Source organism: Bradyrhizobium sp. CB82 (genome assembly GCF_029714405.1).
In the GTDB taxonomy this organism is placed as follows: domain Bacteria; phylum Pseudomonadota; class Alphaproteobacteria; order Rhizobiales; family Xanthobacteraceae; genus Bradyrhizobium.
On the sequence record NZ_CP121650.1, the window covers coordinates 1,555,001 to 1,570,378 of the forward strand.

17 protein-coding genes (1 of these 17 running past the window's edge) are annotated in these 15,378 nt (G+C 64.2%); 5 read left to right on the top strand and 12 right to left on the bottom strand.

Annotated elements, in window-relative coordinates:
• Positions 1 to 78 carry the beginning of an IS256 family transposase gene (locus QA640_RS07460; RefSeq protein ID WP_283037679.1) on the bottom strand. Its footprint begins 1,197 nt before the window's first position, so 78 of the gene's 1,275 nt are visible here — the first part of the coding sequence; it begins with the start codon at positions 76 to 78; its stop codon lies beyond the left edge, outside the window.
• 238 nt (positions 79 to 316) lie between these two features.
• On the opposite strand from QA640_RS07460, the gene QA640_RS07465 reads away from it, so the two are divergent.
• On the top strand, positions 317 to 904 hold the full coding sequence (locus QA640_RS07465; protein ID WP_283040068.1) for a hypothetical protein: 588 nt from the start codon (positions 317 to 319) through the stop codon (positions 902 to 904).
• A 351-nt stretch (positions 905 to 1,255) separates the two neighbouring features.
• Here QA640_RS07465 and QA640_RS07470 read toward each other — a convergent pair whose 3' ends face one another.
• The 5 genes from QA640_RS07470 to QA640_RS07490 all read right to left on the bottom strand — a co-directional run bounded on the left by QA640_RS07470 (position 1,256) and on the right by QA640_RS07490 (position 7,027).
• Positions 1,256 to 2,566: a Gfo/Idh/MocA family oxidoreductase gene (locus QA640_RS07470; RefSeq protein ID WP_283040069.1), complete on the bottom strand. Its 1,311-nt coding sequence runs from the start codon at positions 2,564 to 2,566 to the stop codon at positions 1,256 to 1,258.
• Positions 2,567 to 2,721: 155 nt separating this feature from the next.
• Entirely contained in the window at positions 2,722 to 3,522 is an 801-nt protein-coding gene (locus tag QA640_RS07475; RefSeq protein ID WP_283040070.1) for a phytanoyl-CoA dioxygenase family protein, read from the bottom strand.
• A 163-nt stretch (positions 3,523 to 3,685) separates the two neighbouring features.
• Positions 3,686 to 4,360: a GntR family transcriptional regulator gene (locus QA640_RS07480; protein ID WP_283040071.1), complete on the bottom strand. Its 675-nt coding sequence runs from the start codon at positions 4,358 to 4,360 to the stop codon at positions 3,686 to 3,688.
• A gap of 325 nt (positions 4,361 to 4,685) precedes the next feature.
• A complete protein-coding gene (locus QA640_RS07485; RefSeq protein WP_283040072.1) occupies positions 4,686 to 5,942 on the bottom strand; it encodes a M20/M25/M40 family metallo-hydrolase in 1,257 nt (418 codons plus the stop codon).
• 272 nt (positions 5,943 to 6,214) lie between these two features.
• Positions 6,215 to 7,027: an alpha/beta hydrolase gene (locus QA640_RS07490; RefSeq protein WP_283040073.1), complete on the bottom strand. Its 813-nt coding sequence runs from the start codon at positions 7,025 to 7,027 to the stop codon at positions 6,215 to 6,217.
• A gap of 125 nt (positions 7,028 to 7,152) precedes the next feature.
• On the opposite strand from QA640_RS07490, the gene QA640_RS07495 reads away from it, so the two are divergent.
• Positions 7,153 to 7,695 (top strand): methylated-DNA--[protein]-cysteine S-methyltransferase, encoded by a 543-nt coding sequence (locus QA640_RS07495; protein WP_283040074.1) that lies wholly within the window; start codon positions 7,153 to 7,155, stop codon positions 7,693 to 7,695.
• A gap of 255 nt (positions 7,696 to 7,950) precedes the next feature.
• On the opposite strand, the gene QA640_RS07500 is transcribed toward QA640_RS07495, so the two are convergent.
• From QA640_RS07500 to QA640_RS07515, 4 genes are all read right to left on the bottom strand, one after another.
• Positions 7,951 to 8,820: an MBL fold metallo-hydrolase gene (locus QA640_RS07500; protein ID WP_283040075.1), complete on the bottom strand. Its 870-nt coding sequence runs from the start codon at positions 8,818 to 8,820 to the stop codon at positions 7,951 to 7,953.
• Between the two features lie 17 nt (positions 8,821 to 8,837).
• Entirely contained in the window at positions 8,838 to 9,320 is a 483-nt protein-coding gene (locus tag QA640_RS07505; protein WP_283040076.1) for a serine hydrolase domain-containing protein, read from the bottom strand.
• A gap of 25 nt (positions 9,321 to 9,345) precedes the next feature.
• Positions 9,346 to 9,957 carry a glutathione S-transferase family protein gene (locus tag QA640_RS07510; RefSeq protein ID WP_283040077.1) on the bottom strand — a complete coding sequence of 204 codons (612 nt, stop codon included), beginning with the start codon at positions 9,955 to 9,957 and terminating at the stop codon, positions 9,346 to 9,348.
• Between the two features lie 146 nt (positions 9,958 to 10,103).
• Positions 10,104 to 10,946: a fumarylacetoacetate hydrolase family protein gene (locus QA640_RS07515; protein ID WP_283040078.1), complete on the bottom strand. Its 843-nt coding sequence runs from the start codon at positions 10,944 to 10,946 to the stop codon at positions 10,104 to 10,106.
• A 326-nt stretch (positions 10,947 to 11,272) separates the two neighbouring features.
• On the opposite strand from QA640_RS07515, the gene QA640_RS07520 reads away from it, so the two are divergent.
• Positions 11,273 to 12,070: a GMC family oxidoreductase N-terminal domain-containing protein gene (locus tag QA640_RS07520; protein ID WP_283040079.1), complete on the top strand. Its 798-nt coding sequence runs from the start codon at positions 11,273 to 11,275 to the stop codon at positions 12,068 to 12,070.
• A 120-nt stretch (positions 12,071 to 12,190) separates the two neighbouring features.
• Here QA640_RS07520 and QA640_RS07525 read toward each other — a convergent pair whose 3' ends face one another.
• Positions 12,191 to 12,952: an SDR family NAD(P)-dependent oxidoreductase gene (locus tag QA640_RS07525; protein ID WP_283040080.1), complete on the bottom strand. Its 762-nt coding sequence runs from the start codon at positions 12,950 to 12,952 to the stop codon at positions 12,191 to 12,193.
• Positions 12,953 to 13,089: 137 nt separating this feature from the next.
• Here QA640_RS07525 and QA640_RS07530 point away from each other — a divergent pair, with 137 nt between their 5' ends.
• Positions 13,090 to 13,872: an SDR family oxidoreductase gene (locus tag QA640_RS07530; protein WP_283040081.1), complete on the top strand. Its 783-nt coding sequence runs from the start codon at positions 13,090 to 13,092 to the stop codon at positions 13,870 to 13,872.
• 45 nt (positions 13,873 to 13,917) lie between these two features.
• Here QA640_RS07530 and QA640_RS07535 read toward each other — a convergent pair whose 3' ends face one another.
• Positions 13,918 to 14,394 carry a DUF3775 domain-containing protein gene (locus QA640_RS07535; RefSeq protein WP_283040082.1) on the bottom strand — a complete coding sequence of 159 codons (477 nt, stop codon included), beginning with the start codon at positions 14,392 to 14,394 and terminating at the stop codon, positions 13,918 to 13,920.
• Between the two features lie 110 nt (positions 14,395 to 14,504).
• Between QA640_RS07535 and QA640_RS07540 the strand changes: the two genes are divergently transcribed.
• Positions 14,505 to 15,356, top strand: coding sequence for an MBL fold metallo-hydrolase (locus tag QA640_RS07540; protein ID WP_283042744.1), 852 nt, complete (start codon positions 14,505 to 14,507; stop codon positions 15,354 to 15,356).
• Positions 15,357 to 15,378: the final 22 nt, after the last annotated feature.

The window sequence follows — 15,378 nt, forward strand, 5'->3', positions numbered from 1 at the left end:
GCTCGCCCGCACTTCTGCAAACGCTTCGTCCACAGCCCCGGTCGCCGGCCAACCAGCCGGTGTGATATCTCTCGTCATGGCGTTGCTCTCCTTTGTGGAATCAGCACCCCGAGCCTACCGGCTCAAGGTGGGCAACGCCGACCTCTTCAGAAATTCAACAGAACCCGGGACATCCCCGCTCGAGCGGTGCCAACCACTTTGTGATCATTCAGCCATGATCATTGGCTAACAGAGCTCACTGGGGTTCATCCTTAGTTCATTTGCGGTTCCCTAGCGTCGAACCACCAACTCAAACTGTCCCAACGAGGAGACTTCCATGCGTGCGTTGCTTCGTCCCGCTCTCACTGCGCTCGGCGTCGCGTGCCTTCTATCGGCAGCATCGGTTGCCTCCTCCGGCACGGCGCTCGCCCAGGCCAAGCAGCAGGCCGCCCCCAGCCAGGCCGCGCCGGCACAGCCACCCGCGCTGAAGCAGATCGCGCTCACCGACAAGCAGATCGATGGCGTGCTCGCCGCGCAGAAGGACATGGACGCGATCACCGAGAAGCTGCCGGAGAACACCGCGCCGGACCAGAAGGTCATCGCCCAGCTCGACGGCGTCGCCAAGAAGCACGGCTTTGCGAGCTATGACGACTACAACAACGTCGTCGACAATATCAGCCTGGTGCTCGGCGGCTTCGATCCCGCGACCAAGAAGTATGTCGGCAATGAAGCCGTGCTGAAGTCGCAGATCGCGCAGGTCGAGGCCGACAAGAAGATGCCGGCCAAGGACAAGAAGGAAGCGCTCGACGAGCTCAACGAGGCCTTGAAGTCGCCCGCGCCCGCGGTCGAGAACAAGGGCAACATCGACCTCGTCGGCAAGTACTACGACAAGCTGATCGCAGCGCTCGGCGACGACCAGAACTGAGCGCGCTGTCGAGGCCTCGCTGTCGAGAATCGGTCGTCGCGCGCCACGTGCTCTGCTGTCATTCCCCGCGAAAGCGGGAAATCCAGTAACCCGCGGCCGTCGTTGCAAGAGCGAGCTCTGCAGCGAATGCCTCTGGAATGCCGGATCACCAGCCTTCGCGGGCGATGACGAGAGTCGCGCGTGTGGCGGAGCAAGACACGGCGCGTTCTGCACGCTCGCAACGACAAAGCAAAAAGCCCCGGAGACATCTCCGGGGCCTTCGTCGTTTCCGGCTTCGCCAAAGCGGTGCGTTTCACGTTCTCGTCCGCATCCGCATCATAAGGCTGTCGAAGCCCAGCTCCGTGACCTGTATCAGTGCTGCGCTACGAACGCAGCTTCCATGGCCTTGCGGGTCCTGACCGTCTCGTCATTGGCGTCGAATTCGACGTCGCTCCAGCGCACGATCTCGCCATGCGCGACGTCGTGCTTCAGCTTCACCCCATGCGCCAGCCCGATTGGCAGCGCGCCTGCCCTCAGGCTCGCAGCCGCCGGCATAAGCTTGCCCCACACCGTGTAGCCACCTTCGCCGTCCAGCATCTCGCCGGCGCGCAAATTGCGTTTCGCGACGGAAGCGACATCGCCGCGGAAACCTTTCGCCTGTCCGGTCGGTTCGCCCCGCAACGCCGCCGACAGGATCGAGATGTTCAGCTCCAGCCCGATCAGATGATAGGGCTTGTACATCGCAGCATACCGTCCGCTCGCGTCAGTCTTCAGGCCGTATTGCCTGAAGCAGTCGGCGGCGTAATCGTTCGGCGCTTCCAGCACGACATAGACGCCCCAGCGCAAGTCACGAAACACTGGCCGGCCGTCGCGCTCGAGCGAGGAGACGACTTCCACCACGCCCGAGCGCTCCAGCACGCCGCCCTTGTCGCTGGGACGCATGATGTGCGGCAGATCGTCGACGCCGCAGGGCGGAAACAACAGCCCGTCCGTCGGCACGTCGAGGGTGCAGGCATTGGCGATCGCCGCCATCTCGATCGCCGACTTGGTGCCGTCGAGGAAGGAATTGAACATCTGCGGATTCATGCCGGCGGACTGCGCTTCGCCCGCGGTGAGGCCGTAATGCTGCCAGACGCCATCGGGCGTCACGTCGTGATAGGCCGGCAGATATTTCGTGCCCTTGCCGGCCGCGACCACGCGAAAACCGGTGGCGCGCGCCCAGTCGACCATCTCGGCCGTCAGCGCCGGCTGGTCGCCATAGGCAAGCGAATAGACGATTCCGGCCTTGCGTGCCTCCTGCGCGAGCAGGGGACCCGCCAGCACGTCGGCCTCGACATTGACCATCACGATGTGCTTGCCGGCCGCAATCGCCGCGCGCGCGTGGCGAATACCGACGGCGGGATTGCCGGTCGCCTCGACCACGACGTCGATCGGGCCATTGATGGCGCGCACGCCGTCTTCGGTGAAGCTGGTCGCTGCGATGCGCTCCGCATCCCAGCCGATGGCGCGGCAGGCCGCGCGCGCGCGGTCGCGATCGAGATCGACGATGACGGGCACCTCCAGCCCCGGCACATGCGGCACTTGCGACAGGAACATCGAGCCGAACTTGCCGGCGCCGATCAGCGCCACGCGCACCGGCTTGCCGGCGGCGGCGCGGGCCTGCAGGAGGGAGAAAAGGTTCATGTTACATCCGATGGGTATCGTGTCCCGGACGCGGTGCGGCGTGTAACGCTGCACCGCAGAGCCGGGACCCAGGAGGAAGGATTCCGTGCGGCATGGGCCCCGGCTCTGCGACGCACCGTTTCGCGCTGCGTCGCGTCCCGGGGCACGAGAGCTGTTTACTCCGCCGCCTGCCGCGGCGCGCGTGCCAGCCGCAGCAGCGCGTCGTCGTCGACCGTCTTGATGGGCGTAAAGTCGCGGTGCGCGATGTACTCCGGACGCGTCGGGGTTCGGATGTAGTTCGAGACCGCGTTCAGCGTCAGGTACACGATCTTGCGCGGGTAGGGCGTGATGTTGCCGCTGGAGCCGTGCACGAGATTGCCGTGGAACATCAGCATGCCGCCCGCCTTGCCGATCGGCGCGACGATGCCGCCCTGCTTGACCAATCGCGTCACCGTCTCCTCGTCCAGCGTCCACAGCGGATAGGAGGTGGTCGCAAGATCGTGCGAGGCCTCCAAGTCGCCGGCATTCTGGCTGCGCGGCACCAGCATCAGGGGACCGTTGATCGGCATCACCTCGTCGAGGAAGATCGCGATGTTCATCGCGCGCGGCTCGGGCATGCCGTCGTCGCGCTTCCAGGTGCCGTAGTCCTGGTGCCATTGCCAGACATCGCCGGTGAAGGCCGATTTCGCGTTGATCTTGAACTGGTGCATGTACACCGGCTCGCCGAACACCTGCTCGACCGGCTCGATCATGCGCGGATGCCTGCCCAGCACACCGAAGCCTTCGTTGTAGAGATGCGCGGCAAAGGCGGTGCGCGGCGCGCCGCTCTTCTCGCGCCAGACCTCGGGTCGGTTGGCGTCGTAGATGCCGATCGCCTCGCGCGCAAGGAAATCGACCTCCTCCTGGCTGAAAAGCTCGGGGAGGAACAGCCAGCCCTCGCGATGGAAGAACTCCAATTGTGCTTCGGACAGTTTCATGGGTCGTCCTCCTGTTGTTTGTTTTTGTCATTCCGGGGCGCGACGAAGTCGCGAGCTATGATGCGCAATTGCGCATCTGAGAACCCATTTATCCGCAGTCGCTGTGGCTCGATGGATTCCGGGATCGATGCTTCGCATCGCCGCGGAATGACGGCGTATGTTGTTACGCTGCCTCTTCCATCGCCCTCAGTCTCTCCTCGGTCAGTCGCCCTGCCGTCTGCGCATGCGCCAGCGCGGCGCGTTCGGCCGCTTTGGCTTCACCCGCAAGAATGTGTCCGGCAATCGTCGCATGTTCGGCCCAGGCGCGGTCGCGATAGTCGAGCTCGGACAGCACGGTCGCCATCGAGCGGCGCATATGCGGCCATTGCGGCGCGATCGTCTCCTCGATCACGGGATTGCCGGCGAGGTGATAGACCGCGCGGTGAAACTCGACGTCGAGGGCGATCAGCTCGTTCAACGGCGTCTTGCGATTGATGGCGCGGCCGGCCCGCAGCGCGGCCGCAAGCCGCTCGCGTCCCGCGGCATCGCTCGCGATCCGTTCGGCGGCAAGCCGCGCCGCGAGCGCATCGATTGCGCTGCGCACCTCGTAGAGCTGGCGGATGCGTGCGGGGTCGAGCTGGGTCACTTCGAATCCGCGCCGGCCGCTCTCGGCAACCAGTCCCTGCCGATGCAACAGATGCAGCGCATGCGACACCGGCTGGCGTGACACGCCGAGCCTGTCGGCGAGCTCGTTCTGCCGGATGCGCTGGCCCGGCTGCAGGGTGCGATCCGTGATCGCCTCAAGGAGGCGCGCATAGACCTGGTCGATCAGATTGGGCAGCGGGTCGAGCGGGATCACGCCGGCTCCTTTCGGAATACAGAATTCCGTATGCGAAAGCTACTGCGGGAGGGCGGGGGCGTCAAGCGAACGGCGATCGGGACCGGGATTCCTGGCGATCAATTTAAGTTATTGAAATTGCGCATATTTCCTTCCAGCCGGGCTATCGACCCGCTTCCGATCGCTGCCGCTTCCTCGAGACGAGTTTCGCTTGCGCTGAGACGGTGGGGTGAGGGAGTCTTCACGGGGACGGCGACAGTTGGGCTCGGAGAGTCCCCGACCCGAATTCGTTCCGCGATCGAATTCGACCTCTCCCCGCAGGCGGGGCGAGGTGAAGAACCGCCGCCTACTTCTTCCTGCCCTGCTCGATCAGCAGGCGTGTCATCAGATAGAGCCGAGGTACGATCGAGTTGGTGTCGATGAATTCGTCGCGTGCGTGATAGCCGAAGCCGGCGAGACCGAAGCTTTCGACCACGACGGCCTTGCCGCTGCGGTTGGCGTAGCCGGCGTCGGTGGCGCCGCCCGTCATCTCGGCAATTTCGAGCTTGCGATCGATCTCTGCATAGATCGCCTGCCCCTCCTGCGCGAGTGCGCGGCCGCGGTCGGTAGCGACGAAAGGCGGACGTCCCGGCGTGATCGTCACCGTGGTTTCAGTGTCGGGAATGAGCTTGTTCTTCACCTTCTCGTCGAGCGCCGCCTGCAATTTGACGATGGCGTCGGGGACGGTGAGGCGGATGTCGGCGCCCGCCTCGGTCTTTTCCGGAATCTGATTGCGCACGGTGCCGGCCTGCGCGGTGGTCCAGTTGAGCTGCGTGCCCGGAATCGATTTGGCGACGTCTTTCGTCTGTAGCAATTGATGTGCGAGCTCGATCAGCGCATTGCGGCCGAGCTCGGGGACAGCGCCTGCATGCGAGGCCCGCCCCTTCACTTCCAGCTTCCCGGTCGCGGTGCCGCTCGCGCCGAGCAGCAGCCCGTCATTCTTGGCATGCGGCGAGGCCACTGTCGGCTCGCAGGAGAGAACGACGTCGTGCTCGTCGGCGAGCGCCGCGATGATCTCGCCGGACCCGATCGAGCCGACCTCCTCATCCGGATTGAAGGAGACGGTGAGCTTTGCATAGTCCTGCCAGCCTGCATCTTTCAGGATCTTGAGCGCGTGCAGGACCACGGCGACGCCGCCCTTGTCGTCGGCGATGCCGGGGCCATAGATGCGGTTACCTTCGACATGGTACGGCTCGGTCGTCAGGATGCCGCGCTGATAGACCGTATCCATGTGCGCGATCAGCATCAGCTTGCGCGTGCCCGTACCCTGGAAGGTGGCGATCACCATGTCGGCGCCCGCGCCTGCGGTGGTCCTGCGCCGCTCCGTGGTGGCGCCAAGCGCCTTCAGGCGTGCCTCGGTGAAGTCGGCCATCTTCTTCAGGCCCGCGACATCGCTGCTGCCGCTCTCGATCATCACCATGTCGTGCAGAGTTTCGATAAGGGCTGCCTTCTCCTGCTCGGCTGCGGCCTTCAGCTTCTCGTCGGCGGCCGCATGCGCCGCGGCGGTGCCGCTGAAAAGTGCGAGCAGCAGCCAAGCAAGGAGGGGAATGAGGCGGCATTTCATCGATTGTCCTTTCGCGTCTTGGAAAGCCGTTATCGCGCGCTTGCGCACGAGCATAGCACTGCCGCATTGTCGGCACCAAGACGCGCCCCACACGACTGTTCGAGCACCTCCACGTCCAATGCGTCGATCGCGTCCGGGTTGGCGATCGCCTCGTGGCCTGCGATCCTGTCGCCGTCGAAGGTGAGGCGGAGGCGATCCGCAACTGTCCGCCGAAGATCTTCTCTTCGCCTCCCCCGCAAGCGGGGCGAGGGAGGTCGCTGTCAGTGCCCGCCTTATCCCGCCAAAAACTCGCTCACCACCTTGCCATACTCCTGCGGCGCCTGTTCGAACATCCAATGGCCGGCATTCGCAATCACCGCGGTCTTCGCGCCGGCGATGTGCTGAGCCAGCACGCGCCAGATCACCGACAGGCTGCCCGCCGTCGCGTCGCCGCCGATCAGAAGCGTCGGCGTCTTGATCGCCTGTGCATCGGCCAGCGTGTAGGGCTTGCGCTGCTCGTTGAGCTGGCCGAGGAAGGTGACGACGTTGTCGCGCAGTTGCTGTTTTGCCGCCGCCGGCACGCGCCGCCAGGCGCCGTCGCCCTCGATGCCCTCATAGAAATGCCGGAGCGCGCCCTCGATGTCGCCGGCATGGATCAGCTCGACAGAGCGCGCCGTGCGCGCGGCGAGCGGCGGATGGGCGGGCGCGCCTGCCGGGACCGGCAGGCTGGCGTCGAGATCGCCGCCGGGTTCGGCCAACACCAGCTTGCGCAACAGGTCAGGCCGCGCCTGCGCCACGCGAAACGCGATGTGTCCGCCGCGCGAATGTCCCATCAGGTCGACCGGCGCGCACCCGATCTGCTCGATGAAGCCGATCACGTCCGCGACATGCTGCGCCATCTTGTAGTCCTCGCCGGCGCCGTTCCAGGCTTCCGGAAAGAAATGCCGCAAGCTCACCGCGATCACGCGATGCTTTTTCGACAGCGGGCCGAGCACCGAATACCAGGTGCGGAAATCGCCGAGCGTGCCGTGCACGCAGACCAGCGGCGGGCCTTCTCCGACGTCGAGATAGGGCATGTCATATCCGCTGACGCGAAGGCTCTGCATGGAGGCGCTCGAAAGGGCCGGAACTCCTGTGCAAGATTCCCGGAAACCGGGTGGATCGCAACTATTTCCAAGCCTAGATTTCGCAGGAAGATCACAAGCGGGGGCCTGCGACGAGGAAGCAAGCCATGACGGACCAGCATTTCGCCCTGTTCGAAACCAAAATCGGCCTGTGTGCTATCGCCTGGGGCCCGCGCGGCATCAACGGCGTGCAACTGCCGATGGGCGGCGAGGACAAGCTTCGCACCCGCATCCACCAGCGTCATGCCGATGCCAGCGAGGTCGAGCCGACGACCGAAGTGAAGCAGGCGATCGACCGCATCGTGAAATTGCTGGCGGGCGAACCGGATGATCTCACCGACATCGAGCTCGATCTCGACGGCGTTCCCGACTTCAACCGCGGCGTCTACGAGATCGCCCGCACCATTCCGCCCGGCAAGACCATGACTTACGGGGATATCGCAAAACGCCTCGGCGGCGTGGAGCTGTCGCGCGATGTCGGCCAGGCGCTCGGCCGCAACCCATGCCCGATCGTCGTGCCCTGCCACCGCGTGCTGGCTGCCGGCAACAAGCCCGGCGGCTTCTCCGCCAATGGCGGTGTGGTGACGAAGCTGAAAATGCTCGAGATCGAAGGCGCGCTGGTCAACCACACGCCGAGCCTGTTTGATTGAGGCACGGAAATCGCAGGGTGGGTTAGCCGAAGGCGTAACCCACCACTTTCGTTGCCGCGAGAGAAGAGGTGGGTTACGTTCCCTAACCTTACTGTGTCACTAACCCTCATGGTGAGGAGCGCGAAGTGCGTCTCGAACCATGAGGCCCCGCCTGTGGCCCACATCCTTCGAGACGCTTGCTTCGCAAGCTCCTCAGGATGAGGAGTGAGAGCGTTTATGACGCAGTAAGGCCAACCCACCCTACAGCATCTCGCCTCACACCGCCGCGCAGACGAAGGCGTTGCCCTTGCGCCGGATCATGCCGCCGGACGGTGAGGGGAAATGCGCGGTGCAGCACAGCGTGTTGGTGTCGCAATAGCGCTCCAGGAAGCTGCGGCGGGTTTTCGCCGCCTGCGCCTGGTCGACGTCGAACCTGATCGACAGCTCCGGATAAAGCGTCTGCAGCGGCGAGTGCATGAGATCGCCGGAGAACACGACGTCGTCCCTGCCACGGCCCATCGTGAACGCGACGTGGCCGGGCGTGTGGCCCGGCGTCGGCAGGATGCGGACGTGATCGCCGATCTGGTGATCATTGCCGACGAGCTCGTGGCGCTTCGCTTCGACCACCGGCAAGACACTGTCGGCGAAGGGCGGCACCTCTGCCTTCGCGTTCTGTTCGGACCAATAGTCGAACTCCTGCTTGGCGAACAGATAGCGCGCCTTGGGGAAGGTCGGCACCCAGCGGCCGTTCTCCAATCGCGTATTCCAGCCGACGTGATCGACGTGCAGATGCGTGCACATCACGAAGTCGATGTCGTCGACCGAGACTCCGGCACCGTTGAGCGCGCGCAAGTATGTGTCGTCAGTCTTCATGTGCCATTTCGGCCGTAGCGGACGCTGCTTGTCGTTGCCGATGCAGCTATCGATCAGGATGGTGTGATGCGGCGTCTTCACCACATAGGATTGGAAGCACAGCATCAGGACGTCCTGGTCATCCAGCGCCTTGGCCTCGCGCATCCAAGCCCGGTTCTCGGCCAGCACCTCCGGTGTCAGCCCGGGCATGAATTCCAGCGCCGGGAAGAAGGGGGCTTCCTGCTCGATGACGCGATGGATGGTGAGATCGCCGACCGAGAATGTGAGGCTCATGCTCGTTTTCCCTAGAATCAGTGCTTCACCGCTGTGTAGTCGGGGAAGAATTTCAGCACGGGCTCGTCGACGCCTGCGATGAGCTTGCGATCGATCGCGATTCCAACCAGCATCGAGGTCATGCTCTTGGTTGCCGAGCGCATGTCGTGCTTGGTCGTTGCGGTGAATTCGTGCTGGCCTTCCGGCTGTCCCCAAGGCTGGTCGTAGCCGGGAAAATATTGCTCGAAGACGAGCTTGCCATGGCGCGCGACGACGACCGAATGGACTGCGGTCGCGCGCTGCTCGAGCCGCGCTGCGATGCCACAGAGCTGCGCGCCGTCCATGCCGACGCTGTCGGGCGACGCAGTCATCCAACCGTCGTCGATTGACGATGGCGATCCGCAGGCGCTGTTTTGTTGTCCGGGCGCCATGCCGTCGGCTTGCACGGAAGTGGCTGAGACGGTCAACGCGAGCACGAGGCTCGCGCCGAGAATGCTGAGGCGGGGGAATCTATCGCTCATCGTTCTTCTCCCCGCCGTCCCGGTCCTAAGCCGCTGGCGGCACCGAGATCTTCACGGAAGGCCGTTCCAGCATCTTCTGATGGAAGGCGTCGAGCTTCGGATAGGCCTTGCGCCAGCCGCAATCGGTGAAGCGGAAGTCGGCGTAGCCGAGCACGCAAACGAGGCCGATCTGCGAGATGTCGAACGGACCGTTGAGGACTTCGGGCCGGTTCTCGAACCGCGCCATGCCGCTCCAGGCCCGGTTCCAGTGGTCGTCCGACCAGGCCTGCCATTGCAGGCCCTGTGGCCGCACCATCCTCTCGTAGCGGCACAGCAGCATGGAATCGAGCATGCCGTTGATCAGCGAATGATCGGTCTTGGCCGACCAGCGGCGCGGACCATAGTCCGGGATCAGATTGCCGCCGGCGAGCTCGTTGAGATATTCGACGATGACGTAGGAATCGAGGATCACGTCATTGTTGTCGGTGATCAGTACGGGCAGCTTCTTCAGCGGCGTGATGCGCGAATAGTCCTCGTTCGCCTGCCCGGGCGTGACGGTCGCGGGCACGAATTCGATTTTGTCGACAAGCCCAAGCTCGATCGCGGCAATGCGCACCTTGCGCGCGAAAGGCGAGGCGGGGGAGAAGGTGAGTTTCATTGAGATGCCTTACGGAAAATCGGGCAGTTGATTTCCGTCATTGCGAGCGAAGCGAAGCAATCCAGACTGTCTCCGCAGAAAGAATCTGCATTGCTTCGTCGCTCCGCTCCTCGCAATGACGGCGTGGCGGCAGTCGCGATTGAGCATTACGCCGCGACGATCTCCTGACGCTGCTCGCCGAGGCCTTCGATGCCAAGTGTGACGACGTCGCCGACATTGAGGAAGGTCGGCGGCTTCATGCCCATGCCGACGCCGGGCGGCGTACCCGTCGTGATGATGTCGCCGGGCAGCAGCGTCATGAACTGCGAGACGTAGGAGACACACTTGGCCATGGTGAAGATCATGGTCGCGGTCGAACCGGTCTGGCGGCGCTGGCCGTTGACGTCGAGCCACATCGCCAGGTTTTGCACGTCCTTGACCTCGTCCTTGGTGGCGAGCCACGGTCCGAGCGGACCGAACGTGTCATGCGACTTGCCCTTGGTCCACTGACCAAGGCGCTCGGTCTGGAAGTTGCGCTCGGAGACGTCGTTGCAGACGCAGTAACCGGCGACGTAATTCAGCGCATCGGCTTCAGAGACGTATTTGGCGCGGGTGCCGATGATCGCGGCAATCTCGACCTCCCAGTCGAGCTTGGTGGAGCCGCGCGGCTTCTCGACCGGATCGTTCGGACCGGAGAGGGCCGTGTTGGCCTTCATGAAGATGATCGGCTCGGTCGGGATCGCGGCGCCGGTCTCCTTGGCGTGATCGGTGTAGTTGAGGCCGATCGCCACGAATTTCGAGATGTCGGTGACGGGGGCGCCGAACCGCGGCTTGCCAGAGACCGCCGGCAGCGAGGCCGGATCGAGGGCTGCGAGCTTCTTCAGGGACTCCGGCGAATAGGCCTCGCCGGCCAGGTCCTTCACATGGGCCGAGAGGTCGCGCAGCTGGCCTGATTTGTCGATCAGCCCTGGCTTTTCTGCGCCTTTTTCACCATAACGAACAAGCTTCATTCTCGTCTCTCCCTGGGATGGACTGGTCGGTTAACTAGCTTCATGGAACAGGGCGGCGGGAATTTCAACCGCCTATGGGCCGATGCATTGCAGCCCTTCGTTCGTAGAGTGGGTTAGCCTTACTGCGTCATAAGCGCCCTAACTCCTCATCCTGAGGAGCTTGCGAAGCAAGCGTCTCGAAGGATGTGGGCTACAGGCCGGGCCTCATGGTTCGAGACGCGCTTCGCGCTCCTCACCATGAGGGTTAAGTTCCGGGGCGCCCCGGAATGACGAGAGAAAAACGGCAGGGGGAAACAACGGTGACTGACACATTCGATTAAGTCGTCGTGGGCGCGGGCTCGGGCGGCTGTGCGGTGGCGGGACGGCTGTCGGAGGATATGCAGACCTCGGTCGCGCTGCTCGATGCCGGCGGGCCCTGCGACAACTGGGTCGTCACCACGCCCGGCGCGCTGGTGCTGATGGTGGCGGGCAACGTCAACAACTGGGCCTTCAACACCGTGCCAAAGGGGCTGAACGGCCGCATCGGCTATCAGCCGCGCGGCAAGGGGCTCGGAGGCTCCTCCGCGATCAACGCGATGGTCTATATCCGCGGCCATCGCTGGGATTACGACCACTGGGCCTCGCTCGGCAACGCCGGCCGGGCCTATGCCGATGTGCTGCCCTATTTCAAGCGCTCGGAGGACAACGCCGATTTCGGCGGCAAGTATCACGGCAAGGGCGGCCTGCTCGCGGTCAATCGCTTGCGCTCCGGCACCCCGGTCCAGCAGACGTTTCTGCAAGCGGCGCAGGAAGCACAATTCCGCATCCGCGAGGATTTCAATGCCGAGGATCATGAAGGCCTCGGCATCTACCAGGTGACGCAGAAGAACGGCGAGCGCTGGAGCGCGGCGCGCGCCTACGTCCATCCTCACATGAACAGGCGCGCGAATTTCCGCGTCGGCACCTGCAAGATGGGCACCGATGCGCTGGCCGTCGTCGATCCGCAGCTCAGGGTACATGGCCTGGGCTCCTTGCGCGTCGTCGATGCCTCGATCATGCCGACCCTGATCGGCGGCAACACCAATGCCCCGAGCATCATGATCGGGGAGAAGGCCGCAGATATGATCCGGGCGGAGATGCGTTGATTGTTCTCCCTCTTGCATCCGCAATCACGGCACAGTTTGGACTCGCGGAGACTCCCCCCTCACCGGCCGCGCTAGGCGCATCTGGCCTCTCCCAGCAAGCGGGAAGAGGCGAAGCAAAGATCAACTCAGCAAGAACCCGCCATCCACCGTCACCACGCTGCCCGTCATATACCGCGACGCCTTCGAGGCCAGCAGCAGGATCGCGCCATCGAGATCGGACTCGGCGCCGACGCGGCGTTGCGGGATGCGCTTGGTCAGGCGTTCGCCTGATGGCGTCGACCAGAAATCGTGATTCATCTCGGTGTCGATATAACCGGGCGCCAGCGCGTTGACGCGGATGTTGTTGCCGGCCAGCTCCAGCGCCATCGCCTTCGTCGCCTGAATCATGCCGGCCTTGGAGATCGCGTAGGGCGAGACCGCCTTCAGCACGCCGGTGCCGAGCACCGAGGCGATGTTGATGATGTTGCCCGACTGCTTGCGTGCGATCATTCGCCGCGCCAGCTCGGTTGCGAGGAAATAGGCGCCCTTGAGATTGGCGCCGACCACGGCGTCCCAGTCTGCCTCGGTCTGCTCGGTCGCGAGCTTCTCGATCGCCATCCCCGCATTGTTGATCAGCACGGTGATGGGACCAAGCGCTGCCTCCGCGGCATCGACCGACTTCGCGATCGACGCCGTGTCGGCGACATCGAGCGCGATCGCCGCGGCGCGGCCTCCCTTGCCTCGAATCTCCTCCTCGAGAGCCCTCAGCTTGTTGGTCTGGCGCGCGGCGAGCACGACGGCAGCGCCGTGCGCGGCCAGCACGCGCGCGAACTGGCGCCCCAATCCCTGGCTGGCGCCGGTGATCAGGATCGTCTCGTGGGCGACGTCGAACGGATCGGACATGTCACTTTTCCCCGGCGAGCTGATATGCGTGCATTGATACCTACGATTTCCGCTGACGCAAAGCGCGGGACTTACCACAGCGGACGCCGTTGGCTAGAGTATCGCATCGAAACCCCAGACATCACGGGAGTGAAACAGTGGATCTTGGGATCAAAGGTCGCCGCGCCATCGTCTGCGCATCCAGCAAGGGCCTGGGGCGCGCCTGCGCCATGGCGCTCGCCAATGAGGGCGTGCATGTCACGCTGACCGCGCGCGGCGCGGACGCGCTGAAGACAACGGCCGAGGAGATCCGGAAGGCCCACCCGGGCGTGACGGTCACCGAGATCGTCGGCGACATCACGACGCCTGCGGGCCGCGAGGCCGTGCTGAAGGCCTGCCCCGATCCGGACATCCTGGTCAATAATGCCGGCGGCCCGCCGCCCGGCGATTTCCGCAACTGGACCCGCGACGACTGGATCAAGGCGATTGATGCCAACATGCTGACGCCGATCGAACTGATCAAGGCAACTGTGGACGGCATGATGGCGCGCAAGTTCGGCCGCATCGTCAACATCACCTCGGCCGCCGTGAAGGCGCCGATCGAGATTTTGGGCCTGTCCAACGGCGCGCGCGCCGGCCTCACGGGCTTCGTCGCCGGCCTCTCGCGCAAGACGGTGATCAACAACGTCACCATCAATGCCCTGCTGCCAGGTCCGTTCGAAACGGATCGTCTGCGCGGTACGGCGAAGGCCGAAGCCGACAAGCGCGGCATCACGCCGGAGCAGCTTCTGGCCGAGCGCGCAAAGCTCAATCCCGCCGGCCGCTTCGGCGATCCCGACGAGTTCGGCTACGCCTGCGCCTTCCTCTGCGGCGCCAAGGCCGGCTTCATCACCGGGCAGAACATTTTGCTCGACGGCGGCGCATTCCCGGGGACGCTGTGATGTTCTCCCTCTCCCCGCCCTTGGCGGGGAGGGTTAAGTGACAGCTCACCGCCGCTTCGTCGGCTCGTCCTCGTCGCGCTCGCTGAGGCCCGATGAATCCGCGCTCGGGCGCTCGTCGGTCCAGTCGATGCCGAAGGCGTCGAGGCCATCGGCGAGCAGATCGCCAAGCATCGGCTCGCCCAGCAGATAGTGCGCGATTTCCCGTCGGGGATTTTGATACTCGGTGCGCGCCTCGACGGCGCGGGCGCGCAGATCGTCCCAATCGTCCGGCCCGCCGTCGCCTCGTCCGAGCCACATCAACGCGACGAGATCGATCTGCTCGTCCTCGTTCAGGGTGATGATGAAGCTCGTGAGCTCCCGGCCGACCGGATCGGAGCCGTTGTCCTGCAGCACGTCGATCGCATCGTCATCGGTCGGATTTGATCCGGAGTCCGGATCGGACTCCGTCTCCTTGACGTCGTACTCGCGCGCCTTCTCGATCAAGAAGGCGACTTTGTCGGCGGAAATCGCTAGCTCCGGCATGGCTCCCTCCCGGGTTCCATCGATAACGCCGCATCGCACCGGATGATCCATTGCGGCACCTCGCGGAAACCCGCAATGTCGGCCTCAACCAGATCAAGAGGACGCGCCGGATGCAGTGGACGGTGGGAGAGGTGAGGATCACCAAATTCGTGGAAATGGAGACGGTCGGCTCGACACGCTTCATCCTGCCGCTGGCGAGCCATGAGGAAATCCGGAAACTGCCCTGGCTGATCCCGCATTTCGCCAATGAGGAGGGCCGGCTGAAAATGTCGATCCATTCGCTGGTGGTGGAAACGCCGTCGCGCCGCATCGTCGTCGACACCGGCCTGGGCAACGACAAGCAGGGCCGCAACGTCCCAACCTGGAACAACCGCAATACGCCATTCCCTGAGATGATGACGGCGGCGGGCTTTGCGCCTGATAGCATCGACACGGTGCTGTGCACGCATCTCCATGTCGACCATGTCGGCTGGAATACGAAGCTCGTTGACGGCCAATGGGTGCCGACCTTCCCGAACGCCCGCTACGTATTCGGCAAGACAGAGTACGAGTTTTGGCGCGACCACTCGACCGAACCGGACAAGGCGGCCGTGTTCAACGATTCCGTGAAACCCGTCGTGGACGCCGGCCTCACCGATCTGATCCCGAGCGATTACCGGCTGTGCGAGGAGATCAGCATGATCCCGACGCCCGGCCATAGCCCCGGCCATATGAGCGTCCTGATCCGCTCCGGCGGCGAGCAGGCGCTGCTCGCGGGCGATGCGGCCCATCACCCCTGCCAGATGGCGCATCTCGACTGGTGCTCGACGGTGGATTCCGACCCGCAACAATCAACCAGGACGCGGCGCGAGTTGTTCTCGCGCTTCGCCGATACCCCGACACTGGTGATCGGCGGGCATTTTTCCGGCGGGCATATCAGGCGCGAAGGAAACGCGTTCAAGTTCGTGTCGCTACGGCAATGAAGCTGCTCGATCCTCATGGTGA

Excerpts from the sequence above, each read along its gene's own strand:
- QA640_RS07495 (WP_283040074.1), top strand. The coding sequence starts at position 7,153 with ATGACGGACCAGCATTTCGCCCTGTTCGAAACCAAAATCGGCCTGTGT.
- QA640_RS07500 (WP_283040075.1), bottom strand. The coding sequence starts at position 8,820 with ATGAGCCTCACATTCTCGGTCGGCGATCTCACCATCCATCGCGTCATC.
- QA640_RS07510 (WP_283040077.1), bottom strand. The coding sequence starts at position 9,957 with ATGAAACTCACCTTCTCCCCCGCCTCGCCTTTCGCGCGCAAGGTGCGC.
- QA640_RS07515 (WP_283040078.1), bottom strand. The coding sequence starts at position 10,946 with ATGAAGCTTGTTCGTTATGGTGAAAAAGGCGCAGAAAAGCCAGGGCTG.
- QA640_RS07505 (WP_283040076.1), bottom strand. The coding sequence starts at position 9,320 with ATGAGCGATAGATTCCCCCGCCTCAGCATTCTCGGCGCGAGCCTCGTG.
- QA640_RS07535 (WP_283040082.1), bottom strand. The coding sequence starts at position 14,394 with ATGCCGGAGCTAGCGATTTCCGCCGACAAAGTCGCCTTCTTGATCGAG.
- QA640_RS07475 (WP_283040070.1), bottom strand. The coding sequence starts at position 3,522 with ATGAAACTGTCCGAAGCACAATTGGAGTTCTTCCATCGCGAGGGCTGG.
- QA640_RS07470 (WP_283040069.1), bottom strand. The coding sequence starts at position 2,566 with ATGAACCTTTTCTCCCTCCTGCAGGCCCGCGCCGCCGCCGGCAAGCCG.
- QA640_RS07485 (WP_283040072.1), bottom strand. The coding sequence starts at position 5,942 with ATGAAATGCCGCCTCATTCCCCTCCTTGCTTGGCTGCTGCTCGCACTT.
- QA640_RS07490 (WP_283040073.1), bottom strand. The coding sequence starts at position 7,027 with ATGCAGAGCCTTCGCGTCAGCGGATATGACATGCCCTATCTCGACGTC.
- QA640_RS07465 (WP_283040068.1), top strand. The coding sequence starts at position 317 with ATGCGTGCGTTGCTTCGTCCCGCTCTCACTGCGCTCGGCGTCGCGTGC.
- QA640_RS07540 (WP_283042744.1), top strand. The coding sequence starts at position 14,505 with ATGCAGTGGACGGTGGGAGAGGTGAGGATCACCAAATTCGTGGAAATG.
- QA640_RS07525 (WP_283040080.1), bottom strand. The coding sequence starts at position 12,952 with ATGTCCGATCCGTTCGACGTCGCCCACGAGACGATCCTGATCACCGGC.